General features: G+C 71.3%; 22 protein-coding genes. 11 read left to right on the top strand and 11 right to left on the bottom strand.

The features are described 5' to 3' along the window. Positions 1–125 precede the first annotated feature (125 nt). Entirely contained in the window at positions 126–1133 is a 1008-nt protein-coding gene (gene dapD, locus BIV57_RS06335) for a 2,3,4,5-tetrahydropyridine-2,6-dicarboxylate N-succinyltransferase (protein WP_071655666.1), read from the bottom strand. A gap of 124 nt (positions 1134–1257) precedes the next feature. Between dapD and lspA the strand changes: the two genes are divergently transcribed. Further along, positions 1258–1854, top strand: coding sequence for a signal peptidase II (gene lspA / locus BIV57_RS06330; RefSeq protein WP_071655665.1), 597 nt, complete (start codon positions 1258–1260; stop codon positions 1852–1854). Positions 1855–1893: 39 nt separating this feature from the next. Here the strand turns inward: lspA and BIV57_RS06325 are convergent, their stop codons facing one another. Beyond that, entirely contained in the window at positions 1894–3093 is a 1200-nt protein-coding gene (locus BIV57_RS06325) for a mechanosensitive ion channel family protein (protein ID WP_071655664.1), read from the bottom strand. Between the two features lie 122 nt (positions 3094–3215). Between BIV57_RS06325 and BIV57_RS06320 the strand changes: the two genes are divergently transcribed. After that, a complete protein-coding gene (locus tag BIV57_RS06320; protein ID WP_245797452.1) occupies positions 3216–3800 on the top strand; it encodes a dienelactone hydrolase family protein in 585 nt (194 codons plus the stop codon). A gap of 37 nt (positions 3801–3837) precedes the next feature. On the opposite strand, the gene BIV57_RS06315 is transcribed toward BIV57_RS06320, so the two are convergent. Together BIV57_RS06315 and BIV57_RS06310 are read right to left on the bottom strand one after the other, a co-directional pair. After that, positions 3838–4272 carry a GNAT family N-acetyltransferase gene (locus BIV57_RS06315; protein WP_071655663.1) on the bottom strand — a complete coding sequence of 145 codons (435 nt, stop codon included), beginning with the start codon at positions 4270–4272 and terminating at the stop codon, positions 3838–3840. Then, the gene (locus BIV57_RS06310) at positions 4265–5203 is read right to left on the bottom strand and encodes an RluA family pseudouridine synthase (protein WP_071655662.1); all 939 of its coding nucleotides are present in this window, start codon (positions 5201–5203) and stop codon (positions 4265–4267) included. The genes BIV57_RS06315 and BIV57_RS06310 overlap by 8 nt, the downstream gene beginning before the upstream one ends. A gap of 201 nt (positions 5204–5404) precedes the next feature. Between BIV57_RS06310 and BIV57_RS06305 the strand changes: the two genes are divergently transcribed. The 3 genes from BIV57_RS06305 (at position 5405) to dnaE (ending at position 11305) form a co-directional block, all read left to right on the top strand. Beyond that, positions 5405–6055: a DedA family protein gene (locus BIV57_RS06305; RefSeq protein ID WP_071655661.1), complete on the top strand. Its 651-nt coding sequence runs from the start codon at positions 5405–5407 to the stop codon at positions 6053–6055. A 53-nt stretch (positions 6056–6108) separates the two neighbouring features. Continuing rightward, positions 6109–7710 carry a Na+/H+ antiporter gene (locus BIV57_RS06300; protein ID WP_071655660.1) on the top strand — a complete coding sequence of 534 codons (1602 nt, stop codon included), beginning with the start codon at positions 6109–6111 and terminating at the stop codon, positions 7708–7710. 64 nt (positions 7711–7774) lie between these two features. Continuing rightward, the gene (gene dnaE, locus BIV57_RS06295; RefSeq protein ID WP_071655659.1) at positions 7775–11305 is read left to right on the top strand and encodes a DNA polymerase III subunit alpha; all 3531 of its coding nucleotides are present in this window, start codon (positions 7775–7777) and stop codon (positions 11303–11305) included. 45 nt (positions 11306–11350) lie between these two features. On the opposite strand, the gene BIV57_RS06290 is transcribed toward dnaE, so the two are convergent. The 3 genes from BIV57_RS06290 to BIV57_RS06280 form a co-directional block, all read right to left on the bottom strand. Then, positions 11351–12985 carry a type 2 periplasmic-binding domain-containing protein gene (locus BIV57_RS06290; protein WP_071655658.1) on the bottom strand — a complete coding sequence of 545 codons (1635 nt, stop codon included), beginning with the start codon at positions 12983–12985 and terminating at the stop codon, positions 11351–11353. Between the two features lie 63 nt (positions 12986–13048). After that, a complete protein-coding gene (locus tag BIV57_RS06285) occupies positions 13049–13936 on the bottom strand; it encodes a carbohydrate ABC transporter permease (RefSeq protein ID WP_071655657.1) in 888 nt (295 codons plus the stop codon). Continuing rightward, complete coding sequence (locus BIV57_RS06280; RefSeq protein ID WP_071655669.1) at positions 13933–14787, bottom strand: ABC transporter permease; 855 nt, start codon at positions 14785–14787, stop codon at positions 13933–13935. The genes BIV57_RS06285 and BIV57_RS06280 overlap by 4 nt, the downstream gene beginning before the upstream one ends. A 265-nt stretch (positions 14788–15052) precedes the next feature. On the opposite strand from BIV57_RS06280, the gene BIV57_RS06275 reads away from it, so the two are divergent. Further along, entirely contained in the window at positions 15053–16102 is a 1050-nt protein-coding gene (locus tag BIV57_RS06275; protein ID WP_071655656.1) for a LacI family DNA-binding transcriptional regulator, read from the top strand. Positions 16103–16131: 29 nt separating this feature from the next. Here BIV57_RS06275 and BIV57_RS06270 read toward each other — a convergent pair whose 3' ends face one another. The 3 genes from BIV57_RS06270 to BIV57_RS06260 are packed head-to-tail and all read right to left on the bottom strand — an operon-like array spanning position 16132 to position 19540. Continuing rightward, the gene (locus BIV57_RS06270; RefSeq protein ID WP_071655655.1) at positions 16132–17787 is read right to left on the bottom strand and encodes an extracellular solute-binding protein; all 1656 of its coding nucleotides are present in this window, start codon (positions 17785–17787) and stop codon (positions 16132–16134) included. 14 nt (positions 17788–17801) lie between these two features. Then, positions 17802–18689, bottom strand: coding sequence for a carbohydrate ABC transporter permease (locus BIV57_RS06265; RefSeq protein ID WP_071655654.1), 888 nt, complete (start codon positions 18687–18689; stop codon positions 17802–17804). After that, positions 18686–19540: an ABC transporter permease gene (locus BIV57_RS06260; RefSeq protein WP_071655668.1), complete on the bottom strand. Its 855-nt coding sequence runs from the start codon at positions 19538–19540 to the stop codon at positions 18686–18688. Before BIV57_RS06260 ends, BIV57_RS06265 begins: the two co-directional genes overlap by 4 nt. 319 nt (positions 19541–19859) lie before the next feature. Between BIV57_RS06260 and BIV57_RS06255 the strand changes: the two genes are divergently transcribed. From BIV57_RS06255 to BIV57_RS06235, 5 genes are all read left to right on the top strand, one after another. Further along, positions 19860–20945, top strand: coding sequence for a substrate-binding domain-containing protein (locus BIV57_RS06255; RefSeq protein ID WP_071655653.1), 1086 nt, complete (start codon positions 19860–19862; stop codon positions 20943–20945). 215 nt (positions 20946–21160) lie between these two features. After that, positions 21161–22267 (top strand): LacI family DNA-binding transcriptional regulator, encoded by a 1107-nt coding sequence (locus BIV57_RS06250; protein WP_071655652.1) that lies wholly within the window; start codon positions 21161–21163, stop codon positions 22265–22267. A gap of 239 nt (positions 22268–22506) precedes the next feature. Continuing rightward, on the top strand, positions 22507–23496 hold the full coding sequence (locus BIV57_RS06245; RefSeq protein WP_079170062.1) for a hydroxyacid dehydrogenase: 990 nt from the start codon (positions 22507–22509) through the stop codon (positions 23494–23496). Between the two features lie 300 nt (positions 23497–23796). Further along, positions 23797–25092 carry an NYN domain-containing protein gene (locus BIV57_RS06240; RefSeq protein ID WP_071655667.1) on the top strand — a complete coding sequence of 432 codons (1296 nt, stop codon included), beginning with the start codon at positions 23797–23799 and terminating at the stop codon, positions 25090–25092. Between the two features lie 83 nt (positions 25093–25175). Then, the gene (locus BIV57_RS06235; protein WP_245797450.1) at positions 25176–25799 is read left to right on the top strand and encodes a hypothetical protein; all 624 of its coding nucleotides are present in this window, start codon (positions 25176–25178) and stop codon (positions 25797–25799) included. On the opposite strand, the gene ybaK is transcribed toward BIV57_RS06235, so the two are convergent. Further along, a complete protein-coding gene (ybaK, locus tag BIV57_RS06230; protein WP_175548678.1) occupies positions 25774–26268 on the bottom strand; it encodes a Cys-tRNA(Pro) deacylase in 495 nt (164 codons plus the stop codon). The genes BIV57_RS06235 and ybaK overlap by 26 nt on opposite strands. Positions 26269–26375: the final 107 nt, after the last annotated feature.

The raw sequence follows: 26375 nt of genomic DNA, 5'->3' as shown, positions 1-26375 counted from the left end.
CCCGGCGCGCGGCGGCCGCCGCTCTGAATCCCGGCACCCCACCCGGATCGCTCCGCGATCCGCCGCGGCGTCGCGTTCGGATTGCTTGGCGATCCGATCCGAGGGGGGGTGCCGGGGTGGGGTGGTCAGTTCTTGTGGAGGTCTGCGTTGAGGGAGCCCCAGGAGGTTGTGCGGGGGATGGCCTCGACCGTGCCCGTGGTGGAGTTCCTCCGGAACAGCAGGCCGGAACGGCCGCTCAGCTCGGAGGCCTTGACGACCTTGCCCTCCGCCGAGCCGTCCCGCAGCGTCACCCGCGTGCCGGCGGTGACGTAGAGCCCCGCCTCGACCACCGAGTCGTCGCCGAGCGAGATCCCGACACCGGCGTTCGCGCCCAGCAGGCACCGCTCGCCGATCTCCACCCGCTCCTTGCCGCCGCCCGACAGCGTGCCCATGATGGACGACCCGCCGCCGATGTCGCTGTGGTCGCCGACCACCACGCCCTGGCTGATCCGCCCCTCCACCATGGAGGCGCCCAGCGTCCCCGCGTTGTAGTTGCAGAAGCCCTCGTGCATCACCGTGGTGCCCTCCGCGAGGTGCGCGCCCAGCCGCACCCGCGACGCGTCCGCGATCCGCACCCCGCTCGGCGTGACGTAGTCCGTCATCCGCGGGAACTTGTCGACGCCCTGCACCTCGAACGGCACGCCCGCCGCCCGGCAGCGCAGCCGCGTCGCCGTCACCTCCTCCACCGCCACCGGGCCGAGGTTGCTCCACGCCACGTTGGCGAGCACCCGGAAGATGCCGTCCAGGTTCAGCGCGTTGGGACGCACCAGCCGGTGCGAGAGCAGGTGCAGCCGCAGGTACGCGTCGTGGGTGTCGCGGGGGCCCTCGTCCAGGTCGGCGATCGCGGTGCGCACCGCGACGACCTTGACGTCGCGCCGCTCGTCGCGGCCCAGCGCCCGCGGCGCGTCCGCGAAGAGCGCCTCCGCGGCCTCCTCCTCGGACAGCAGCCAGGTGCCGGCGTCGCCGCCGGCCGCCACCAGCTTCGGGGCGGGGAACCAGGTGTCCAGGACGGTGCCGTCCGCGGCCAGCGTCGCCAGTCCGGCGCCGACGGCGCCGCGCGGCGCGTTCTCGGTGGTGTTGGTGGTGTCGCTCACGCCGTCGAGCCTAGTGCCTCGACCGGGCCGTTCCGCCGGGCCCTGACGGGGCCGTCCGCGTGCCGTACTCTCGGTACCGGACCATCGCGCCGCGCGGGCGGCGCCGAGCCGAGAGGGCTGGCAAGTGCCGGAAGCGGAGCCGACCATCAGCAGCGATCAGCCCGAGACGCCCGAACCGTCCGCGACGGCCGAACCGTCCGCGACGCCCGAGGGCGGCGGCGCCTCCGCCGCACCGCGCCACCGCAGGATCGGCGTGCTGCTGCTGATCGCGGTCCTGGTCCTGGTCCTCGACCAGGTCACCAAGCTGGCCGTGGTGAAGACGCTGGAGCCGACCGACAAGGTCGTCAACGTGCTCGGGACGCTGCTGCAGTTCCGGGTGATCCGCAACGGCGGCGCCGCGTTCAGCATGGGCACCGGCTACACCGTCGTCTTCACGGTGATCGCCACCGCGGTCATCGTGGTGATCGCCCGGCTCGCCCGCAAGCTCTACAGCGGCCCCTGGGCGGTCGCCCTGGGCCTGCTGCTCGGCGGCGCCTTCGGCAACCTCTCCGACCGGCTCTTCCGCACCCCCGGCGGCTTCCAGGGCCATGTCGTCGACTGGATCGCCCCCGCGCACTACGCGATCTTCAACCTCGCCGACTCGGCGATCGTCTGCGGCGGGATCCTGATCGTGATCCTGTCCTTCCGCGGCTCCTCGCCGGACGGCACCCTGCACCGCTGAGCGCCCGCCGCCGACCGGGCGCCCGCCGCTGACCGCGCGTCAGCCGCGCTCCCGGTCCCGCCTGCCCAGCCGGACGCCCTCGTCGGCGCGGCCGGAGCCGTCCGCGCTGTTCATGCTGTCGTCCGCCTTCTTCGGCTCCGGCAGGGCGGCCGCCCCGCCCGGCCGCGCGCCGTCCTCCGCCGGGCCGGTCGCCACCCGCGGCAGCGCCTCCGGGTGCTCGCGGACGAGGTAGTCCACCAGCTTCTCCCGCACCAGCGCGCGCAGCAGGAAGAGGTCGTCCGCGTCCTTCGCCGACAGCAGCGCCCGCACCTGGATCGCCGACGGCGTGGTGTCGGTCACCAGCAGGCTCCAGGACCGCCCGTCCCACAGGTCGGTGGAGTCCAGCAGCCGGCGCAGCTCCTCGCGCAGCTTCTCCACCGGCGTGCGGTGGTCCAGCTGGAAGAAGACCGTGCCGGTCATCCGCGGGGTGTTGCGGGTCCAGTTCTCGTACGGCTTGGTGGCGAAGTACGAGACCGGCATGACGACCCGCCGCTCGTCCCAGGTGGCGATGACGATGTAGGAGAGGGTGATCTCCTCGACCGTGCCGTACTGGCCCGTCGGGTACTGCCCGTCGACGACCACCACGTCGCCGATCCGCACCTGGTCGCTGAAGGCGATCTGCAGGCCGGCGAAGAGGTTGGCGAGGCTCGACTGCGCCGCCACACCGGCGACGATGCCGATCAGCCCGGCCGAGGCGAGCAGCGAGGCGCCCACCGCCCGCACCCCGGGGAAGGTCAGCAGCATGCTGGAGATCGCGATCACCGCGATCAGGGCCACCGCCACCCGGCGCAGCATGCCCAGCCGGGTGCGGGCCCGGCGCACCCGCGCCCGGTCGGAGGCGGTGGCGGCGAAGCGGTTGAAGGAGGCGGTGGTGAGCAGTATCACCGTCCGGGAGAGCAGCCAGGCGAGCGAGGCGATCAGCACCAGGACCGCCAGGTGCGCGGCCGTCGCGTAGGCGCCTCCCAGCGCCGACTTGACCGTCACCGAGGCGCTCAGCAGCAGCGCCACGAAGACCGTGATGGCCAGCGGGGCGCGGCACTTGCGCACCAGGCCCAGCACGGGGTGCTCGGTGGAGCCGCGCGGGTCGGCGCCGCGGCGTCTGGCCACGCCCTTGAGGATGCGGTCGCCGATGCCGACGATCACCAGGGCGACCGCCGCGGAGGCGACCACCACGATCAGCAGCCGGAGGATGCGGTCCATGTCACCGTCCACAGTGGAGGCGCTCCCTTCTGCGCGTCGCGGAGTCCGCAAGAATGATCCGGGGGAAGCCACGGTCTGACCAAGACCGACCGAATGAACGATCGATTGTGAGGCCGTGACCCGTGACCGATGCTGTGTTGCCGGAGGTCGTCCTGTTCCACTCCGAGTACGGTCCGGGGCCGGGTGCGGCGCATGCCGCGGACCGGCTCCGCGAGCTCGGACACACCGTACACGTGGTCGAACTCTTCGATGAGGTTCCGGAACCGGGGGAGACCCCGGCGCCGCGCGATCCGGACACGCTGCTGCGCGCGGCCGTCCTCGGGGTCGCGCGCCTCAGCGGGCAGGGCCTGGTGTACGCGGGCATCGGGCTGGGCGCGGCCGTCGCCCAGAACGTGGCGCTCGCCGACGAGCACGCCCGCGGGCTGCTGATGCTGCACGGCACGTCGGATCTGCGGGAGGACCCGGTCGCGGAGACGGACGGCCTTCCGGTGCAGCTGCACATGGCCGAACCCGACCCGTTCGAGACGGAGGACTGGCTCGGCGCGTGGTACCTGAAGATGCGCGACGTGGGCGCGGAGCCCGAGGTGCACCGCTACCACGGCGCGGGGCACCTGTTCACGGACGCGTCGCTGCCGGACTTCGACGCGGAGGCGGACCGGCGCGCCTGGGCGGCGATCGCGGAGTGGCTGGCCGACCTGGAGGAGTGAGCCGGGGCCGTCGGCCCCCGGACAGGGCCAAGCCCGCTTAGGCGAGCGAGCGCGTCATCGCGCGGTGCATGATGCCGCTGCCGTCGTCGAACTCGCCGCCGTGCGCGGCGTAGCCGAGTCGCTCGTAGAAGGGGATGGCGTACACCTGGGCGTCCAGCGCCAGCCGCGTCATCCCCCGGCGGCGGGCCTCGGCCTCGACGGCGCGCACCAGCGCCGCGCCGAGGCCGGTGCCGCGGGCCTGCTTGAGGACGGCGAGCCGGCCGAGGTGGCCGTCCGGCAGCAGCCGGGCCGTGCCCAGCGGCGCGCCGTCCGGGGTGACGGCGAGCAGATGGGTGCAGGAGGCGTCGCGGTCGTCCCACTCCTCCGCCTCGGGGATCTCCTGCTCGACGATGAAGACCTCGCGGCGGACGGCGTGAACGTCCGTCAGGTCGCCCGTCCCCTCGATCACCTTGATGGTGTGCTGCTCAGGCACTTTCGGCACGCACCCTTTCCAGCGCGGTGGCCAGGTCGTCGGGGTACTCGCTGTCGAACTCCACCCAGCGGCCGTCCTCGGGGTGGCTGAAGCCGAGGTGGACGGCGTGCAGCCACTGCCGCTCCAGGCCCAGGCGGCGGGCGAGCACCGGGTCGGCGCCGTAGGTGAGGTCGCCGACGCAGGGGTGCCGGAGCGCCGACATGTGCACCCGGATCTGGTGGGTGCGTCCGGTCTCCAGCTTGATGTCGAGGAGGCTGGCGGAGCGGAACGCCTCGATGAGGTCGTAGTGGGTGACGCTGGGCTTGCCGTCCGCGCGCACCGCCCACTTCCAGTCGTGCTTGGGGTGGCGGTCGATGGGCGCGTCCACCGTCCCGGAGAGCGGGTCGGGGTGGCCCTGGACGAGCGCGTTGTAGCGCTTGTCGACGGTGCGCTCCTTGAACTGGCGCTTCAGCTCGGTGTAGGCGCGCTCCGACTTGGCGACCACCATCAGGCCGGAGGTGCCGACGTCGAGGCGGTGGACGATGCCCTGCCGCTCGGCAGCGCCGGAGGTGGAGATGCGGTAGCCGGCCGCGGCGAGCCCGCCGACGACCGTGGTCCCCGTCCAGCCGGGGCTGGGGTGGGCGGCGACGCCGACCGGCTTGGAGATGACGATCACATGGTCGTCCTCGTGGACCACGCTCATCCCGGGCACCGGCTCGGCGACGACCTCGACGCCGGCCGGCCGCTCGACGGGGATCTCCACCTCCAGCAGGGCGCCGCCGGAGACCCGGTCCGACTTCCCGGCGGTGTAGCCGTCCAGGCGGACGGCCCCGGAGGAGGCCAGTTCGGCGGCCTTCGTCCGGGAGAAGCCGAACATGCGGGCGAGGGCGGCGTCCAGGCGCTCGCCCTCCAGTCCCTCGGGCACGGGGAGGGTGCGGGTCTCACTGCTCACACCTACGAGTATGGGGGATCGCGGGGCCGCGTCCCGCACCGTCCCGGCGCCGGTCGCGGGCGGTCCGGGAACCGATACGGTCAAAAGAACGTCAAGTACCTGCGGGGACGGAAACCAGCGGAACCACCGGAACCACCGGCACAAGCGGCACGAGTACGAGCACAAGCACGAGCACAAGCACGAGCGACTGGAGCGGCACCCGTGCATCTGGATGCGATTCTTCACTCGGTCCCGCCCGAGGTGGTGTGGCTGATCGTCGGCGGCGTGATCGGGATCGAGAGCCTCGGCATTCCGCTGCCCGGCGAGATCGTGCTGGTGAGCGCGACCCTGCTGGCCTCGCAGGGGGTGGTCTCGCCGTGGGCGGTGGGCATCGCCGCGACGGTCGGGGCGATCGCGGGGGACTCGATCGGGTACTCCATCGGCCACAAGGGCGGCAAACCGCTCTTCGACAAGCTGGGGCGGAAGTTCCCCAAGCACTTCGGGCCGGCCCATCTGGCCACGGCCGAGCGGGCGTTCGACCGCTGGGGCATGTGGGCGGTCTTCTTCGGGCGCTTCATCGCCCTGCTCCGGATCTTCTCGGGCCCGCTCGCCGGGGCGCTGAAGATGCCCTACTGGCGGTTCCTGACGGCCAACGCGCTGGGCGGGATCGTCTGGGCCGGCGGCACCACCGCGGTCATCTACTTCCTCGGCAAGGCCGCCGAGCAGTGGCTCTCCCGGTTCTCCTGGATCGCGCTGGTGGTGGCGGTCGTCTGCGGCGCGGGCGTGACGCTGTACATGAAGAAGCGGGCCGGGAAGGCGATGCACGCGGCCGAGGAGTCGCCCGAAGAGCCGGATCTGACGCGCGCTCAGTAATCGAAAAGGGGCCTATTGACCAGCTTGCCCCATAAGGCCCGTAAACTGCGCCCGTGGATCAGCTCACACTCCTGTTCATCGTCCTGTTCGCCACGATCATCGTGGTGCCGCTCGCCCGGCGCATCGGGCTCCCGTTCCCGGTGCTCCTCACCGTCCTCGGCATCGTCCTGGCGGTGCTCAACTTCGTCCCGAACGTGGAGATCGAGCCGGAGCTGATCCTCCCGGTGGTGCTGCCGCCGCTGCTCTACGCCTCCGCGCAGCGCAGCTCCTGGCGGCAGTTCGCCGCCAACCGGCGGCCCATCCTGCTGCTCGCCGTGGCGCTGGTCGTCGTCACCACCGTGGTGGTCGCCTACGTCGGCTCGGCGCTGGTGCCCGGGCTCACCCTCGCCTCCGCCTTCGTCCTCGGCGCGATGATCGCCCCGCCCGACCCGGTGGCCGCCTCCGCGGTCGCCGGCAGCCTGGGGCTGCCCCGCCGGATGGTCTCCATCCTGGAGGGCGAGGGCCTCTTCAACGACGTCACCGCGATCGTCATCTACGGGGTGGCCGTCGACGCGGTCGTCACCGGCAAGTTCTCCGCCTGGCACGCCGCGCTGCAGCTGGTGCTCTCCGCGGTGCTCGCGATCGCCATCGGGTACGCCATCGGCTGGGTCGCCAACCGGCTGCTCACCGTCATGAACGACTCCACCCTGCAGATCGGACTGACGCTGATCGTCCCGACCTTCTCCTATGTGATCGCGGAGGAGCTGCACGGCTCGGCCGTCCTCGCCGTGCTGGTCACCAGCCTCTACCTGACCGGGCGCGCCTACGGCCCCGACGACTCCGAGACCCGGCTGCAGGCCAGCGCCTTCTGGGAGGTCGTCGAACTCCTGGTCACCGGGGGCGCGTTCACCCTCATCGGGCTGGAGCTGCACAACGTCGTCCGCGGGGTGTCGCACACCTGGACGAGCCTGCTGTGGCCGGCGCTCGCGGTGGCCGGCGTGGTGATCGCCGTCCGGCTGCTGTGGCTGCTGCCGATGACCTGGTTCAGCCACCGGCTCGCCGCCCGGCACCGCCGCAAGCCCGGCGAGGAGCGCGGCGAGCAGCCCACCGGCTGGCGGGAGACCGTGGTGATGTGGTGGGCCGGGATGCGCGGGGTGGCCACCATCGCGCTGGCGCTCGGCGTCCCGCTGACCGTCGACGGCGGCAAGGACTTCCCCGGCCGCCCGCAGATCCTCTTCGTCGCCTTCGTGGTGGTGCTGGTGACCCTGGTGCTCCAGGGGCTCTCGCTGCCCGGCCTGGTCAAGGCGCTGCGGGTGCGGGACGCCGGCGAGGACGAGGAGCGCCAGGAGAAGCTGCTCGCCAAGCGGGCGGCGAAGGCGTCGCTGCGGCGGCTGAAGGAGATCGAGGGCGTGGAGGACCTCCCGGACGAGGTCGTCGAGCGGCTCCGCCGCCGCCATGCCGACCTGCTCGCCCGGCTGAGCCCGGACGCCTACGACGAGGAGCAGAAGGCGGCGCTGAAGGAGCGGACGAAGCGGCTGGTGCGGATGCGCGAGATCGAGTCCGAGATGTCCAGCGCGGCCCGCGCCGCGGTGCTCTCGGCCCGCAGCGAGCCCGGCATGGACCCCGAGGTCGTCGACCGGGTGCTGCGGCGCCTGGACCTCCGGGCCATGCACTAGTCCCGGCGGCGGTAGGGTCGTTACCAGTCCCCGCCTTCCCTTCGTCCGCCCGGAGGCCCCGCACGTGTCCGACGGCTTCGTCCACCTGCACGTCCACACCCAGTACTCCCTGCTGGACGGCGCCGCCCGGCTGAAGGACATGTTCGAGGCGTGCCAGTCGCACGGCATGACGCACATCGCCATGACCGACCACGGCAACCTGCACGGCGCCTACGACTTCTGGACGCAGGCCACCAAGTCCGGCATCACCCCGATCGTCGGGATCGAGGCGTACGTCGCCCCGGAGTCGCGCAAGCTGAAGAAGCGCGTGCAGTGGGGCCAGCCGCACCAGAAGCGCGACGACGTCTCCGGCTCCGGCGGCTACACCCACAAGACCATCTGGGCGCGGAACAAGACCGGCCTGCACAATCTCTTCCGGCTCTCCTCCGACGCCTACGCCGAGGGCCACTTCGTCAAGTGGCCCCGGATGGACCGCGGCACCCTCGCCCAGTGGTCCGAGGGGCTGATGGCCTCCACCGGCTGCCCCTCCGGCGAGCTGCAGACCCGGCTGCGCCTCGGCCAGTTCGACGAGGCGCTGAAGGCGGCCGGCGAGTACCAGGACATCTTCGGGAAGGACAACTACTTCCTGGAGCTGATGGACCACGGCCTGGAGATCGAGACCCGGGTCCGCGACGGCCTGCTGGAGATCGGCCGCAAGGTCGGCATCCCGCCGCTGGTCACCAACGACTCGCACTACACCTACGAGCACGAGGCGTCCTCGCACGACGCCCTGCTCTGCATCCAGACCGGCAAGAACCTCTCCGACCCGGACCGCTTCCGCTTCGACGGCAGCGGCTACTACCTGAAGTCCGCCGCCGAGATGTACGCGGTGGACTCCTCGGACGCCTGGCAGCAGGGCTGCCGCAACACCCTGCTGGTCGCCGAGAAGGTCGACACCTCCGGCTGGTTCGAGTTCTACGACCTGATGCCCCGGTTCGACGTCCCCGAGGGGTTCACCGACGTCACCTGGTTCCAGGAGGAGGTCAAGCGGGGCATGGCCCGCCGCTACCCGGGCGGCGTCCCCGACGACCGGCAGAAGCAGGCCGAGTACGAGATGGACATCATCATCCAGATGGGGTTCCCGGGGTACTTCCTGGTCGTCGCCGACTTCATCATGTGGGCCAAGAACAACGGCATCGCGGTGGGACCGGGCCGCGGCTCGGCGGCCGGCTCGATCGTCGCCTACGCGATGGGCATCACCGACCTCGACCCGATCGACCACGGCCTGATCTTCGAGCGGTTCCTCAACCCCGAGCGCGTCTCCATGCCCGACGTCGACATCGACTTCGACGAGCGCCGGCGCGGCGAGGTCATCCGCTACGTCACCGAGAAGTACGGCGCCGACAAGGTCGCCATGATCGGCACCTACGGCACCATCAAGGCGAAGAACGCCATCAAGGACTCCGCCCGGGTGCTCGGCTACCCGTACGCCATGGGCGACCGCATCACCAAGGCGATGCCGCCGGACGTGCTCGGCAAGGGCATCCCGCTCTCCGGCATCACCGACCCCAAGCACCCGCGCTACGGCGAGGCGGGCGAGGTCCGGGGGATGTACGAGAACGAGCCGGACGTCAAGAAGGTGATCGACACCGCGCAGGGCGTCGAGGGCCTGGTCCGGCAGATGGGCGTGCACGCCGCCGGCGTCATCATGTCCGCGGAGACCATCACCGACCATGTGCCGGTCTGGGTGCGCCCCTCCGACGGGGTGACGATCACTCAGTGGGACTACCCCACCTGCGAGACGCTCGGCCTGCTCAAGATGGACTTCCTGGGCCTGCGCAACCTCACGATCATGGACGACGCCGTCAAGTACGTGCGGTCCAACAAGGGCGTCGACCTCAAGCTCCTCGACCTGCCGCTGGACGACGCCAAGACCTTCGAGCTGCTCTGCCGCGGCGACACGCTCGGCGTCTTCCAGTTCGACGGCGGCCCGATGCGCTCCCTGCTGCGCATGATGAAGCCCGACAACTTCGAGGACATCTCCGCCGTCTCGGCGCTGTACCGGCCCGGCCCGATGGGCATGAACAGCCACATCAACTACGCGCTGCGGAAGAACGGCCAGCAGGAGATCACTCCGATCCACCCGGAGCTGGAGGAGCCCCTCAAGGAGGTCCTCGACATCACCTACGGCCTGATCGTGTATCAGGAGCAGGTGCAGAAGGCCGCCCAGGTGCTCGCCGGCTACACCCTCGGCCAGGCCGACCTGCTGCGCCGGGCGATGGGCAAGAAGAAGCAGGAGGTCCTCGACAAGGAGTTCATCCCGTTCCAGAAGGGCATGCGGGAGCGGGGCTACTCCGACGAGGCGGTCAAGGCGGTGTGGGACGTCCTCGTCCCGTTCGCCGGCTACGCCTTCAACAAGGCGCACTCCTCGGCGTACGGGCTGGTCACCTACTGGACGGCCTACCTCAAGGCCAACTACCCGGCCGAGTACATGGCGGCGCTGCTCACCTCGGTGAAGGACGACAAGGACAAGTCGGCCGTCTACCTCAACGAGTGCCGGCGGATGGGCATCAAGGTGCTCCCGCCGAACGTCAACGAGTCCGACTCCAACTTCACCCCGCAGGGAGACGACGTCATCCTCTTCGGCCTGACGGCGGTGCGGAACGTCGGGCAGAACGTCGTCGACTCGATCGTGCGGTGCCGCAAGGAGAAGGGGAAGTACACCTCCTTCCCCGACTTCCTCGACAAGGTCGAGGCGGTGGTCTGCAACAAGCGGACGGTCGAGTCGCTCATCAAGGCCGGCGCCTACGACGAGATGCAGCACACCCGCAAGGGGCTGAGCGAGCAGTTCGAAACGCTCATCGACAACGTGGTGCAGGTCAAGCGCAAGGAGGCGGAGGGGCAGTTCGACCTCTTCGGCGACCTGGGCGGGGACGACGGCGGCCCGAGCTTCGGGCTGGACGTGGAGTTCTCCGACCTGGAGTGGGAGAAGTCCCATCTGCTCGCCCAGGAGCGGGAGATGCTCGGGCTGTACGTCTCCGACCACCCGCTCTTCGGCATCGAGCACGTCCTGGAGGAGAAGTCGGACGCCTCCATCTCCGCGCTCAACGGCGGCGAGCACCCGGACGGGGCGATCGTCACCGTCGGCGGGATCATCTCCGGGCTGCAGCGCAAGATGACCAAGCAGGGCAACGCCTGGGCCATCGCCACCGTCGAGGACCTCGGCGGCACCATCGACGCGATGTTCTTCCCCGCCACCTACCAGCTGGTCTCCACCCAGCTGGAGGAGGACGCGGTGGTCTTCGTCAAGGGCCGGCTGGACAAGCGGGAGGACGTGCCGCGGCTGGTCGCCATGGAGATGCAGGTGCCGGACCTGTCGGGGGTGGGCGCCGGCTCGCCGGTGGTGATCTCGCTGCCGACGGTGCGGGTGACGCCGCCGGTGGTGGCGAGCCTCGGCGAGGTGCTGCGGTCGCACCCCGGCTCCACCGAGGTGCGGATCCGCCTGCAGGGCTCGCGCTCCACGACGGTGCTGAGGCTGGACCGCCACCGGGTGCGGCCGGCGCCGGAGCTGTACGGGGACCTGAAGGCGCTGCTCGGTCCGGCGTGCCTGGCCTGATGAGGGGCGCGGGCGGCGCGGTTCCGCGCCCCTCGTCGGCGGCGGCTACTTGGTGGTGTTCGCCGCGAACTCCGAGGCGTACTCGGACGCGATCTTGTCGCCGCCGCCGGACTTCCACTTCTTGACGGCCGCGTCCCAGCTGCTCACCGGCTGGCGGCCGGTGATGATGCCGGTGATGGTGTCCGTCATGTTCTGCGAGATCGTGGCACCCACCGACGTCTGGGTGTCGGAGCGCAGGCCCAGCGTCGGGTTGACGATCATCTTGGAGCTGGTCTGCTGCTCCCACTCGTAGGCGGCCTTGATGCCCGCCTGCGCGCCGGGCACGTACAGCACCTGCGGGGCGCTGCACATGTACCAGAACGGCAGGTTGATGACGTTCTCGGTGGTGCCGAGCTTGGTGGGGATCGGGTCGCCGGCGCCGTTGTACTTGAAGTGCACGCCCTCCACGCCGTACATCAGCAGCTGGTACTCCTCGGTGCCGAACGGCGAGGCGAGCCAGTCCAGCACCTTGAGGACCATCTTGATCTTGGCCTTGGAGAGGTTCTTGTTGAGCGTGGTGTAGCCGAAGATGTTGGACCCCGCGTACGCGGCCCCGGCGATGCCGTTGACGGTGAAGGGCAGCATCGGCGCCGGCAGGAAGTCGTGGATGACGCTCAGCGTGGTCGGCAGCGCGCTGAAGCCGTCGGTGTAGGACTGGATGGTGCCGTTGTAGTACTGCGTCTTGAAGTCGACCGTGGAGCCGGTGGGGGAGTTGGGCCAGATCTGCTTCTGCTTCCACAGCCCGTTGGTGTAGCTGAGCAGGTCCTTCCAGTGCGGGTCCTCGTACTGGGAGGTGAACATCCCGCCCTTCATGCTCCAGCCGTTGGCGATGCCGTAGGAGGAGGCCCAGACGCCCTGCGGCAGCGAGCCGATCCCGTACTGCTTGCCCTTGGTGAGCTCCTTGACGGCGGCGGAGTACTCCTCCTGCGTCCAGGAGCCGGTGGGCTTGTAGCCGGCCTTGTCGAAGCTGTCGCGGTTGATCCACATCACGCTCGCCGGCTTGGCGCGCTGGATCGGGACGCCGTAGATCCCGCCGTGGAAGCGGCCCACCGAACTCCAGGCGTTGGTGGGGATGTTGGCGAGGTTGGGGTAGTCCTTGATGGCGTCGCCGGAGACGTACTCGGAGAGGTTGGCCATCGTCTTCATGACGAAGTCGGCCTCGTGGGCGAGGGTGTTGCCGCCGCCGATGTTGAGGATGTCGGGCAGGTCGTTGCCGGCCATCACCGTGGACATCTTGGACTGGAAGTCGGCGGCCGGGATGGCGGTGAAGTCGATCTTCACCCCGAGGGCCTTCTCCATCGCCTGCCAGTACTGGTTCTTCGCCCGCGCGGTGGGCGGCGTGCCGTAGGTGATGGTCATGACCTTGAGCGTGGAGCCGTCGCCGGGGGTACCCGAGGTGCCCTTGGTGAGCTTCGACGGGTACTTCAGATAGGCGTCCTCGACGCCGGTGGTGACATCGCCCTTGAGATCCGGGGCCGGCCCCGTCTTGGGGGTGAAGGTGGGCCAGGGCGTCAGCTTGGTGCCCTTGTTGGCGACGTTGCCGCCGCCCTTGGAGCCGCTGCCGCACGCCGTGAGGAGGGCGGGGGAGAGCGCGGCCGCGGTGGCGATGCCGGCAGAGCGCAGGAGCGTGCGACGGGACATATCTGCCACGGAAACGTTTCCCTTCAGGGATACGGAGAGAGAGGGGGAAGGAACTCGTACTCGTCAGGACTTGATGGCGCCGGTGAGCACGCCCTTGGTGAAGTACTTCTGCAGGAACGGGTAGATCAGCAGGATCGGGATGGTGGCCACCACGAGCACCGCCATCTGGATCGTCTGGGGGGCCGACATCGCGGAGTCGCCGGCGCCGTTGTCGGCCATCTGGGCCCCGCTGAGCACATAGGTGCGGAGTACCTGCTGGAGCGGCCAGTGGTCGTCGTTCATGTAGATCGAGGCCTGGAACCAGGAGTTCCAGTAGGCGACGGCGTAGAAGAGGGAGACCACCGCGAGGGCCGCCTTGGAGAGCGGCAGCACCACGGTGAGCAGGATCCGGAAGTTGCCGGCGCCGTCCAGCCGGGCCGCCTCGAAGAGGTCCTCGGGGATGGACTGGAAGAAGCCGCGCAGCACCACCAGGTTGAAGACGCTGATTAGGACGGGCGCGATCAGTGCGACGTAGTTGTTGAGCAGGCCCAGGTTCTTGACCATCAGATAGGTCGGGATCATCCCGGGCGGGAAGAGGAAGGTGAAGAGGATCAGCAGCAGCACCGGCTTGCCGCCGAAGACCCTGGGCCGGGCCAGGGCGTAGGCGAGCATCACGGTGCACGCCATGCTGGCCGCCGTCCCGACGACGGTGACGCCGACGCTCACCCACAGGGCATGGGTGACGATGCCGCCGACGAACATGGTGCGGTACGCCTCGAAGGTGGGGTGCTGCGGCCACAGCACCCAGCCGCCGTTCTTGATGACCTCCTTCTGCGAGGCCAGCGAGGTGGCGACGACCACCAGGAACGGCACCAGCACCAGCACCACGACCACGGCCAGGGCGACGCCCTTCGCCGCCATGGTGGCCTTCTTGGGCCGCTCCATCCAGTGCGGTCGCGCGCTCGCGCTCATGAGTAGACCCCCTGTTCGCCGAGGCGGTGCGAGACCCGGTTGGCGGAGAAGACGAGGATGGCCCCGATCACTCCCTTGACCAGGCCGGCCGCGGCGCCGAGGCCGAAGTTCCCGGCGATCAGGCCCTTGTAGTAGACGAAGGTGTCGATGATCTCGGCGGCCTGCGGGCCGACGGAGTTGCGCTGCAGCAGGATCTGCTCGAAGCCGACGGAGAGGATGTCGCCGATCCGCATGATCAGCAGCAGGATGATGATGGGGCGGATGGCGGGCAGCGTGACGTGCCAGAACCGCCGCCAGGGACCCGCCCCGTCGATGGCGCTCGCCTCGTAGAGCTGCTCGTCGACCTGGGTGAGCGAGGCGAGGAAGATGATCGTCCCCCAGCCGCAGTCCTTCCAGATCACCTCCAGGACGGTGAGCGGCTTGAAGAGCGTCGGGTTGCCGATGATGTCGACGGTGTGCAGCCCGGACCCGGAGAGCGCGGAGTTGAGGACCCCGGTGTCGCCGAGCATCTGCTGGGCGAGGGCGACCACGATCACCCAGGACATGAAGTGCGGCAGGTAGACCACCGACTGCACGACCCGGCGGATGGTCGTCGAGGTGAGGCTGTGCAGCAGCAGCGCCAGGCCCAGCGGCGCCGGGAAGTAGAACACCAGCTGCAGCACGGCGATCTCGATGGTGTTGAGCGCGGCGTGCCAGAACGCCGGATCGCCGAACATCGAGGTGAAGTTGGAGACTCCGACCCAGGCGCTGCCGAAGAAGCCGTCGAACGGGACATAGTCCTTGAACGCGATGATGTTGCCGAACAGGACCCCGTAGTGGAAGACGAGGAAGTAGACCACGCCGGGGATCATCAGGAGCAGGAACACGACGTCGCGACGTAGCCTCCGGGTGCGGCGCGTGGTAGAACCACGCTGCTGCCCGGAAGGACGCCTCTCGGTCGAGCTTGTCGTACTGGCCACGCGAACGCCCCCTCGGCGGTGAGGAGTTGGCATCGGAAGTAGCGGGAATGTATGAGCGACCGCTCAACCCGTCAATAGCTCTGACCGTTTGAGTGGTCGTCCGTTATCCGACCTTTGCCAGGGACAGGCGGCACAGCACCGAGGGGAGGAGTCGCGTATGCGGTCGGTGACCGAGGCACGGCAGCGTCGACTGGTGGAGATAGTCCGTACATGCGGTGACATAACCACCGCCGAGCTGGTGCAGACGCTCGGCGTCTCGCCCGCCACCGTCCGCCGGGACGTGGCGGCGCTGGAGCAGGCCGGAAAGGTGCGGCACAGCCATGGCCGAGTCCGGCGGCCGGGTGGCCGACAATTATCGGATGTATCTTCGGGTGCCTCGCTCGGCCTGATCCTGCCGAGCATGGGCTACTACTTCGCGGCGATCGTCGCGGGGGTGCGCGAGGCCGCCGCCGCGCACGGCGTCCGGATGGTGCTGGGCCTCGGCGGGCACCGCGACGAGCACACCGAGGACCGCGCCCAGGCGCTGATCGCGCACGGCGCGGGCGGGCTGCTCGCCGTGCCCGGCTGGTCCGCGGGCGGCGGGCTGCGCGGCGACTGGCTCGCCGAACTGGGGGTGCCGGTGGTGCTGGTGGAGCGGCGCGCCGAGCGCGGCAGCGCGGCCGACGGCCTGGACCGGGTCTGCAGCGACCACCACTACGGCGTCCTGCTGGCGCTGCGCCATCTGCACGGCCTCGGCCACCGCAAGGTCGCCCTGGTGGCACGCCGGGACAGCCCCACCGCCCGGGCGGTGCACGCCGGCTGGCTGGCGGGGCGGTCGGAGGAGGGCGTACCGCACATCGAGGTGGACGCCCGGCACCCGGAGGGCCCGGCGTTCGAGCGCAGCGTGACGGCGCTCGCCGAGCTGGTGCGCGGCGGGGGCGCGACGGCCGCGCTGGTCCACAACGACCTGGTGGCGATCGCCGTGGTGCACGGGCTGGCGGCGCGCGGGCTGGAGGTGCCCGGCGATCTCGCCGTCGTCTCCTACGATGACGAGATCGCCGCGCTCACCGACGTCCCCCTGACAGCGGTCGCCCCGCCGAAGCGGGAGGTCGGCGAGCGGGCGGTGGAGCTGCTGCTGCACCGCATCCGCGAGCGCGCGGCGCCGCCCACCCATGCGGACCTGCTGCCCGCGCTGCGGGTGCGCGGATCGTGCGGGAGCGCCCCGTAGGCCGACACCCGCGCGGCACTCCGGCGGCGCTACTTCGTGGTGTTCGCGGCCAGCTCGTCCGCGTACTCGGACGCGATCTTGTCGCCGCCGCCGGACTTCCACTTCTTGACCGCCGCGTCCCAGCTGCTCACCTGCTGACGGCCGGTGATGATGCTGGTCAGGGTGTCGGTCATGTCCGTGTCCAGGGTGGCGCCGGTGGACGTCGCGGTGTCCGAACGGAGCCCGTTCGCGGGGTTCTGGATCATCTTCGGGCAGGTGGCCTTCTCGTACTCGTAGGCGTTCTTGACGCCCTGCTGCGCCCCCGGGACGTACAGCACCTGCGGCGCGTCGCAGACGTACTGGAACGGCAGGTTGGTGATGTTCTCGGTCTGGCCCAGCTTGGTGGGGATCGGGTCGCCGGCGCTGTTGTACTTGAAGTGCACGCCCTCCACGCCGTAGTGCATCAGCTGGTACTCCTCGGTGCCGAACGGCGACGCGAGGTGGTCCAGCACCCGCAGGACCATCTTGACCTTGTCCTTGGCGAGCGTCTTGTTGATGACGGTGTAGCCGAACTTGTTGCTGCCGGCCCACGGCGTCGGCGTCACGCCGCTCGGCGCGAACGGCACCATCGGCATCGCCTGGAAGTCGTGCACCAGGCCCAGCGTCGTCGGCAGCGCGCTGAAGCCGTCGCCGTAGGACTTCACCGTGCCGTTGTAGTACAGCGTCTTCATGTCCACCTGCGAGGTGGAGGTGGAGTCCGGGTAGAACAGCCCGGTCTTCCACAGCTTCTGCAGGTAGGCGAGCATCTCCTTGAAGCCGGCGCTCTCGTACTGCGAGGTGAACTTCCCGCCCTTGAGCGACCAGCTGTTGGGGATCGCGAAGGAGCCCGCGTAGGTCGGCCAGGAGAGCCCGCCGGTGGAGCCGCCGATGCCGTACTGCTTGCCGTGCGTGAGGCCGCGCAGCGCGTTGGTGAACTGGTCCTCCGACCAGGGGGCGCCGACCTTGTAGCCCTCCTTGGCGAAGGCGTCGCCGTTGATCCACAGGGCGTTGCCGGGCTTGGCGCGCTGCACCGGGACGCCGTAGATCCCGCCGTGGAAGCGGCCGACGGCCTTCCAGGAGTCGGTGGGGATGTTGGCGAGGTTGGGGTAGTCCTTGATGGCGTCGCCGGAGACGTACTCCGAGATGTCGGCCATCGTCTTCATCACGAAGTCGGCCTCGTGCGGCAGGGTGATGCCGCCGCCGATGTTGAGGATGTCCGGCAGCGAGTTGCCGGCCATCACCGTCGACATCTTCTGGGAGAAGTCGGACGCCGGGATCGCCGTGAAGGCGATCTTCACGCCGAGCGCCTTCTCCATCGCCTGCCAGTACTTGTTCTGGGCCTCGGGCGTGGGCGGCGTGCCGTACGTGATGGTCATGACCTTGAGCGTGGAGCCGTCGCCCGGCGTACCCGACGTGCCCTTGGTGAGCTTCGACGGGTACTTCAGGTAGGCGTCCTCGACGCCCGTCGAGGGGTCGCCCTTGAGGTCCGGCGCGGGGCCCGTCTTCGGGGTGTACGTCGGCCACGGGGCCAGCTTGGTGCCCTTGTTGGCGACGTGTCCGCTGCCGCCGCTGCTCGAACCGCAGGCGGAGAGGAGCGTGGGCGCGGCGAGGGCGGCGGTGGCGATGCCGGCGGAGCGCAGCATCGTGCGGCGGGACAGGTTCGGCACTGAACGGTTTCCCTTCAGGACTTGATGGCGCCGGTGAGCACGCCCTTGGTGAAGTACTTCTGCAGGAACGGGTAGACCAGCAGGATCGGGACGGTGGCCACGACGAGCACCGCCATCTGGATGGTCTGCGGGGCGGACATCGCGGAGTCGCCGCCGTTGGAGTTGGCCATCTGCGCGCCGGACAGCACATAGGTGCGGAGCACCTGCTGGAGCGGCCAGTGGTCGTCGTTCATGTAGATCGACGCCTGGAACCAGGAGTTCCAGTACGCGACGGCGTAGAAGAGGGAGACCACCGCGAGGGCCGCCTTGGACAGCGGCAGCACCACGGTGAGCAGGATCCGGAAGTTGCCGGCGCCGTCCAGCCGAGCGGCCTCGAAGAGGTCCTCGGGGATGGACTGGAAGAAGCCGCGCAGCACCACCAGGTTGAAGACGCTGATGAGGACGGGCGCGACCAGCGCGACGTAGTTGTTGAGCAGGCCCAGGTTCTTGACCATCAGATAGGTCGGGATCATCCCGGGCGGGAAGAGGAAGGTGAAGAGCACCACCAGCAGCAGCGGCTTCCCGCCGAAGATCTTCGGCCGGGACAGCGCGTAGGCCAGGCCGATGGTGCAGGCCATGCTCGCGAGCGTGCCGATCACCGTGACACCGATACTGACCAGCAGCGCGTGGCCGACGATCCCGCCGCTGAAGATCTGCCGGTAGGCCTCCAGCGACGGATCGGTGGGCCACAGCACCCAGCCGCCGTTCTTGATCACGGACTTGGTGGAGGACAGCGAGGTGGCCACGACCACCAGGAACGGCACCAGGACCAGCAGGACGACCACGCAGAGCGCGACCCCCTTGGCCGCCAGCGTCGCCTTGTGCGGCTTCTCCATCCAGGCCGGACGCGCATTCCCGCTCACTTGTAGACCCCCTGCTCACCGAGGCGGTGCGAGACCCGGTTGGCGGAGAAGACGAGGATGGCCCCGATCACTCCCTTGACCAGCCCGGCCGCGGCGCCGAGGCCGAAGTTCCCGGCGATCAGGCCCTTGTAGTAGACGAAGGTGTCGATGATCTCCGCGGCCTGCGGACCCACCGCGTCGCGCTGCAGCAGGATCTGCTCGAAGCCGACGGAGAGGATGTCGCCGATCCGCATGATCAGCAGCAGCAGGATGATCGGACGGATCGCCGGCAGGGTGACGTGCCAGAACCGCCGCCACGGGCCGGCCCCGTCGATCGCGCTCGCCTCGTAGAGCTGCTCGTCGACCTGGGTGAGCGAGGCGAGGAAGATGATCGTCCCCCAGCCGCAGTCCTTCCAGACCACCTCCAGCACGGTCAGCGGCTTGAAGAGCGTCGGATTGCCGATGATGTCGACGGTGTGCAGCCCCGCCCCGGAGAGCATGGAGTTGAAGACACCGGTCGCGCCGAGCATCTGCTGGGCCAGGGCGACCACGATCACCCAGGACATGAAGTGCGGCAGGTAGACCACCGACTGCACGACCCGGCGCAGGGTGCTGGAGGTGAGGCTGTGCAGCAGCAGCGCCAGCGCCAGGGGCGCCGGGAAGTAGAACACCAGCTGCAGGACGGCGATCTCGACGGTGTTCAGGGCGGCGTGCCAGAACGCCGGGTCGCCCAGCATGGCGGTGAAGTTCTGCACCCCCACCCAGGCGCTGCCGAGGAAGCCGTCGAACGGGACGTAGTCCTTGAAGGCGATGATGTTGCCGAAGAGCACCCCGTACTGGAACACCAGGAAGTACAGCAGCCCGGGGACCATCAGCAGCAGGAACAGGACGTCCCGGCGCATCCGCCGGTACCAGGGTGTGCCGGAGGAGCGCCGGCCGGGCGGGCGCGGTGCTCCGGGGCTTGTCGTGCTGGCCACGCGAAAATCCCCTCGTCAGTGAGGAGTTGGATCAGGGAGTAGCCGGAATCTATGAGCGGATACTCAACTCGTCAATAGCCCTGAGTGTTTGAGCGTTCGTTCGTTATCCGACCTTTGCCGGCGATAGGCTGTCCACCGACCGGCGCACCGGGCGACACTCGGGCCGGTGCCGCGGCCGCGATCCGGCCGGCGGCGACCACGTCGAGGGAGGGGCATGCGCACCGGAACCGCGGCGCGGCAGGAGCGCCTGGTGGAGATCGTCCGCAAGTGCGGCGACATCACGACCGCCGAGCTGGTGACGTCGCTGGGCGTCTCGCCGGCCACGCTGCGCCGGGACGTCGCCGCGCTGGAGCAGTCCGGCCAGGTGGTGCGTTCGCACGGCCGGGTCCGCAGCCCCGCCTCCGTCCCCGCCGCGGAGGACTCCGCCGGCGCCGTCGTCGGCCTGCTGCTCCCGGCCACCGGCTACTACTTCTCCGAGATCCTGGCCGGCGCCAAGGAGGCCGCGGCCAGGGCCGGCGCCCGGATCGTGCTCACCGTCGGCGGCTACCACGCCGAGCGGGACGAGCAGCAGGCCCGCGCGGTGGTCGCGCGCGGCGCCGACGGGCTGCTCGCCGTCCCCACCTGGCTCACCGGCCACCGGGACGCCGGCCGCGGCGACTGGCTCGCCGACCTGCCCGTCCCGGTGGTGCTCGCCGAGCGCCGCGCCGAGCCGTGCAGCCCGGCCGACGCGCTCGACCGGGTCTGCAGCGACCACCACTACGGCGCCATGCTGGCGCTGCGCCATCTGCACGGCCTCGGCCACCGCAAGGTCGCCCTGGTGGCCCGGCGCGACAGCCCCACCGCCCGCGCGGTGCGCGCCGGCTGGCTCGCCGCCCGCCGCGCCGCCGGGCTGGAGCTGGACGTCCCGCACATCGAGGTGGACGCGCAGAGCCCGGAGGGACCCAACTTCGAGCGCAGCGTCACCGCGCTGGCCGAGCTGGTGAAGGGCGGCGGCGCCACCGCCGCGCTGATCCACAACGACATCGTCGCGATCGCCACCGTCCACGGGCTCGCCGCGCGCGGCATCTCCGTCCCCGGCGACCTCGCCGTGGTCTCCTACGACGACGAGATCGCCGCGCTCACCGACCTGCCGATGACCGCGGTCGCCCCGCCGAAGCACGAGGTGGGGCGGCGCGCCATGGAGATGCTGCTGCGCCGGATGCGGGAGGGCGACGCCCTCGCCCCCACCCACGCCGAGCTGCTGCCGAGCCTGGTGGTGCGGGCCTCCTGCGGCTCCCCGGAGTACCGCCCCGAGCCCTGAACCGGACCCGTGGCCGGCGCCGGACCGGCGCCGGACCGGCGTCGGGCGGTCGTCGGGCGGTCGTCGGGCCGGCGGGCGCACCGCCCGCGGAGCGATCGACCACTCGTCATCGCGTCTGAGCGTTTGATTGAATCGGCATGGGAACGATCCGCGTTGGCTACGCTGTGTCGCGGCGGGGTGTTTTCGGGCAGCATGGCGCGAGGGAGTGTGCGGTGATGAGGCCGAAGGTCGGGGAGCGTCAGGACCGGCTGCTGGACGTGGTGCGCGAGGCCGGCAGCATCCGGGTCGCGCAGCTGGCCGAGAAGCTGGGCGTCTCCCAGGTCACGGTGCGCCGGGACGTGGAGGCGCTGGCCGCGCGCCGGATGCTGGACCGCGCGCACGGCGCCGTCTCCTGGCCGTCCGGCGCCTCGGTGCCCGCGGCGCGCCCGTCCGGCGAGGCGGCCGCCGCGGCCGGCGAGCCGCGGCTGGTGCTCGGCATGGTGGTGCCCAACGCCGCCTACTACTTCGCGGAGATCATCAAGGGCGCCCGGGAGGCCGCCGCCGAGGCCGGCGTACGGCTGGTGCTGGGCTTCTCCGGCTACCGCGAGCGGCAGGACGCCGTCCAGGTGGAGCGGCTGCTCGGCGGCGGCGTGCACGGCATGCTGCTCGCCCCCGGCTGGCTCGCCGCCCGGGAGGACGCCGCCCGCGCCGACTGGGTCGCCGAACTGGACGTGCCCACCGTGCTGGTGGAGCGCCGCGGGCTGCCCGGCAGCCCGGTGGAGACGCTCGACCGGGTCTGCACCGACCACGGCTACGGCGTGCAGCTGGCGCTGCGCCACCTCACCGAGCTGGGCCACCGGCGGATCGTGCTGGCCGCCCGGGACGACAGCCCCACCGCGCTGGCGGTGCGCACCGGCTGGACGGAGAACTGCCCGCGGCTGGGCGTCACCCAGGGCGGCCCGATCCTCACGACCCAACCCGCCGAGGCCGATCCGCAGGCCTTCGAGAAGGTCCTGGACGCGGTGGAGAAGGCCATCTCGGACGGCGGGACGACGGCGCTGCTGGTGCACAACGACGTCAGCGCCATCGAGCTGATGCAGGGCCTGGACGCCCGCGGCATCCGCGTCCCGGACGACCTGGCGCTGGTCGCCTACGACGACGAGGTGGCCGCGCTCGCCGACACCCCGCTCACCGCGGTGGCCCCGCCGAAGCGGATGGTGGGGCGCGCCGCGGTGGAGATCCTGGTGCAGCAGGCGCGCGCCGCGGCGGTCGGCGAGGAGTGGCCGCGCCGCCACCTCGACCTGCTGCCGCGCCTCAACGTCCGGGAGTCCTGCCGCGGTTGACGCTCCGCAGTCGGCGGACGGCCTTCGGACGAGCGACATCCGATCAATCGCACGGCCGAGTGCGGGTGAGCGCGGGTGAACGCGTAACGATCCGGTGATCGTTGGAGCATCGAACGCTCAAACGCTCTTGACGGTGATCGTTCGTCGGATCAGGATGAGCGCGTCAACCAAGCCCGGGAGAACGCCCTGTGACGACTCCGCAGGCGGGCGCACCCCGCCGTCCGCGCGCCCTGCTCGCCATGCAGCCCGGTCTCCGCGACCGGCTCTTCACCCCCCAACGGCTCGACCGCCTCGGCGCCGCCCTGCGGCTCGACGCCGGCCTCGTCGCCCAGCGCCTCGGCGCGGACGCCGGGCCCGCGGAGGCCGCCGCGCTCGCCGAGGCCGAGGTCCTCATCACCTCCTGGGGGTGCCCGCCGCTCACCCAGGACGTCCTGGACCGCGCCCCCCGGCTGCGCGCCGTGCTGCACGCCGCCGGCTCCGTCCGCCACCACGTCACGGACGCCTGCTGGGCGCGCGGCATCGCCGTCACCAGCGCCGCCGACGCCAACGCCGTGCCGGTCGCCGAGTACACCCTCGCGGCGATCCTCTTCGCCGGGAAGCGCGTCCTGGACCTGCGCGACGCCTACCGCGCCCGCCGCGCCGCCACCGACTGGAGCGGCCTCTTCCCCGACATCGGCAACCACCGGCGCCGCATCGGCCTCGTCGGCGCCTCCCGGGTCGGCCGCCGCGTCATCGAGCTGCTCCGCCCCTTCGACGTGGACGTCGCCGTCCACGACCCCTACCTCAGCGAGGCCGAGGCCGCCGAACTGGGAGTCCGGGCCGCCGGGTTGGACGCGCTGTGCGCCGAGAGCGACGTGCTCAGCATCCACGCCCCCCAGCTGCCCGCCACCCGCCACATGATCGACGCGGGCCGGCTGGCGCTGCTGCGGGACGGCGCCACCGTCATCAACACCTCCCGCGGCTCGCTCATCGACCAGGAGGCGCTCACCGCCGAGCTGGTGAGCGGCCGGCTGCGGGCGGTCGTCGACGTCACCGAGCCGGAGTTCCTGCCGGCCGGGTCGCCGCTGTACGAGCTGCCGAACGTGCTGCTGACGCCGCACATCGCGGGCTCGATGGGCAACGAGCTGAGCCGGATGGCGGAGGCGACGGTCCAGGAGGCCGAGCGGTACGCGGCGGGGGAGGCGCTGCGGTTCGCGGTGCACGCCGAGGAACTGGACCGGGTCGCGTAGGGATCCGGTGATCCCGGTCCGTGGCGGCGGTCCGGGGCCCGGCCCGTGGCGGCGGTCCGGGGCCCGGCCCGTGGCCCCGTCCGGTCCGATCCGGTTGCGGTCGCCCGCGCATTCCCGCGCCCCTGCGAGCACCCCCGGCAGGGCCCCTGACGGGCCCTCAGGCCCCGTTGACGCGGGGTGATGATCCGACCGACTGGCCGGTAGGGTGATGTTGGCACGCCGACAATCGCGAAAGGGCGGGCGCTCGGGCGTCGGTCCGGCAGACTCGGTGCGACCGCCGACCGGAAGAGGGTGCGCGACGTGGACCGCTGTATCGTCCTGGTGGATGCCGGATACCTTCTCGGAGCGGCGGCGAGCCTCCTCACCGGGAACCCCACGCGCACCGGCATCCAGGTGGAGCTCGACCGCCTGGTCGGCGCCATCCGCGAGCGCGCCGAGGCCGACACCGGCCTCCCCCTCCTCCGCGTCTACTGGTTCGACGCCGCCCCCGACCGCGTCCCCCAGCCCGAGCACCGCCGCCTTCGGGTGATGAACCGGGTGACGGTCAAGCTCGGCGCCCTCACCCGCTCCGGCGGCGAGGGGCGCTGGGCGCAGAAGGGCGTGGACGCCGCCATGCACGCCGAACTCACCGGCCTGGCCCGCAACAACGCCTGCTCGGACGTCGTCCTCATCACCGGCGACGGCGACCTGCTGCCCGGTCTGACGGCGGCCAAGGAGCACGGCGTCGCCGTCCACCTGTGGGCGGTGCAGGCCGGCGACGGCGACTACAACCAGAGCGAGGACCTCGTCGCCGAGGCCGATGTCCGCCACGTCCTGGACAGCGACTGGATCCGGCGCTCCATCTCCGTCAAGGAGACCGTCGTCCCCCGCACGCCCGGGCCGCGCCCGGAGATCGCGGCGATCCTCTCCGCGCCGCTGCACGAGAAGGAGCGCGTCCGCTCCGGCGACGCCCCGGACGGCGACGACGGCCCGCCCGACCCGGCGGACGGCGGCCCCGAGCCCGGCGGCGAGCCGGTCGGCGTCGCCCCGCCCCGCTCCGGCAAGCCCTGCCCGGAGCCGGCCGGCGTCGGCGCCCGGCCCCGCGCCGGCGTCCCCACCCCCAAGGACCTCGCCGGCCTCGCCCCCCGTCCGCCCGCCCTCAACGGGCACGGCAACGGCGTCGCGACCGGCGATCACGGCTCCGCGGTGCTGCGCTGGTCCACCGACCGCGGCCTGGTGGAGCAGACGTCCCGCGACGACCAGCTGCCCACCCTGGCCCAGTTGACCAGCGCGGCGCAGCGCTGGGCGGACCGCGAGGAGGACATCACCGCGATCGGCGGCGACCCGCAGGAGGTCGGCCAGGTCTTCGCGCGGCGCTGGTCGGCGCGGCTCGGCGAGCCGCCGGCCGCGGAGGAGCTGCTCCGGGTGCTGTGGTCGTTCTACCCGCGGATCCCGCACCGCATCGACGGCGAGCTGCTGCGCTACGCCGCCCGGTTCGGGCTGCTCGCCCACAAGGACGACCAGATCGACGAGGAGGACCGCTACGCGATCCGCGCCGGCTTCTGGCGCGAGCTGGGCTCCCGCCCGGGCGCCCCGGCGGTCGAGGACGGCGAGTAGCCCACCCGCGCCGGCGTCGCCGTGCGGCGCCTCATCGCCCACCCAGCCGGGTTGGGTCCCTGTAAACGTGCCACCATGGGCGCGTGACCGCTGACCTGCCCCCGACCCCCGCTCCTTCTCCCGGCCCCGCGTTCGGCGTGCTCGGCAAGCGCCGCTCGGACGCCGGCTGGACCGAATGGCGTCCCGCGCTGCTGGTGCTGATCGGCTCCGCCGTGCTGGGCGTGGCCGCCGCCGGGTTCTGGCTGTGGCTGGCGCCGCGCGTGCCGCTCGTCGCCACCTCCGACCACCTGGTCTACATGCAGGACGCCGAGGGCGAGCAGACGGTGGGTCAGGACGGCGTCTTCGTCCTGGTGACGGCCGCGTTCGGGCTGCTGTGCGGGGCGGCGGTGGTCGCCTGGAAGCGGCGCGGCGGGGTCGCGCTGGTGCTGGCGCTGGCGCTCGGCGGGGTGGCCGGCGCGGTGGTCTGCTGGCAGCTCGGGATGGTCTGGGGCCCGGGCGACAACATCGCCGCGGCGGCGAAGGCGGCGGGGCTCAACCATCCGTTCCCGGCGCCGTTCCGGCTGCAGGCGACGGTGGCGCTGCTGGTGTGGCCGATCGGGGCGCTGGTGTCCAACCTGGCGCTGACGGCCGGGTTCGGGCCTCGGGACGAGGTGCCGGCGGTCTTCGTGCCGACGGGCGGCGTCACGCCCGGCGAATGGCAGCGGTGACGGCGCCCGTCTGAGCGACGAGGTCGGCGGGGGCGAGCTCCACCTCCAGCCCGCGGCGGCCGGCCGAGACGAAGACCGTGGCGTGGTCGAGCGCGGTGGCGTCCACGGCGGTGCGGAGGCGCTTGCGCTGGCCGAGCGGCGAGATGCCGCCGAGGACGTAGCCGGTGGTGCGCTCGGCGGCGGCGGGGTCGGCCATGGCGGCGCGCTTGCCGCCTACGGCGGAGGCCAGCGCCTTGAGGTCGAGGCTGCCGGTGACGGGGACGACGGCGACGGTGAGGGTGCCGTCGACGTCGGCGACGAGCGTCTTGAAGACGCGCGCGGCGTCGATCCCGAGGACCTGCGCGGCCTCCGTGCCGTACGAGTCGGCGCCCGGGTCGTGCTCGTAGCCGTGCAACGTGAACGCGACACCCGCCTTCGCCAGCGCGACCGTCGCCGGCGTCCCCTGCCCCCCGCTCTTCTTCTTACCCATACCCGCCACCCTACGGCCCCCCACCCGCCGCCCCTCCGCCCGGAGCCTGCGGACCCGCGTCGGATTGGTGGACGCCGCAGCCCGGCCCCCCACCCGCCCTCCCGGCG

The sequence above is a fragment of the Mangrovactinospora gilvigrisea genome, from assembly GCF_001879105.1.
In the GTDB taxonomy this organism is placed as follows: domain Bacteria; phylum Actinomycetota; class Actinomycetes; order Streptomycetales; family Streptomycetaceae; genus Mangrovactinospora; species Mangrovactinospora gilvigrisea.
The sequence above is the reverse complement of the archived record's forward strand: the minus strand, read 5'-3'. Positions and strand labels throughout refer to the sequence as shown.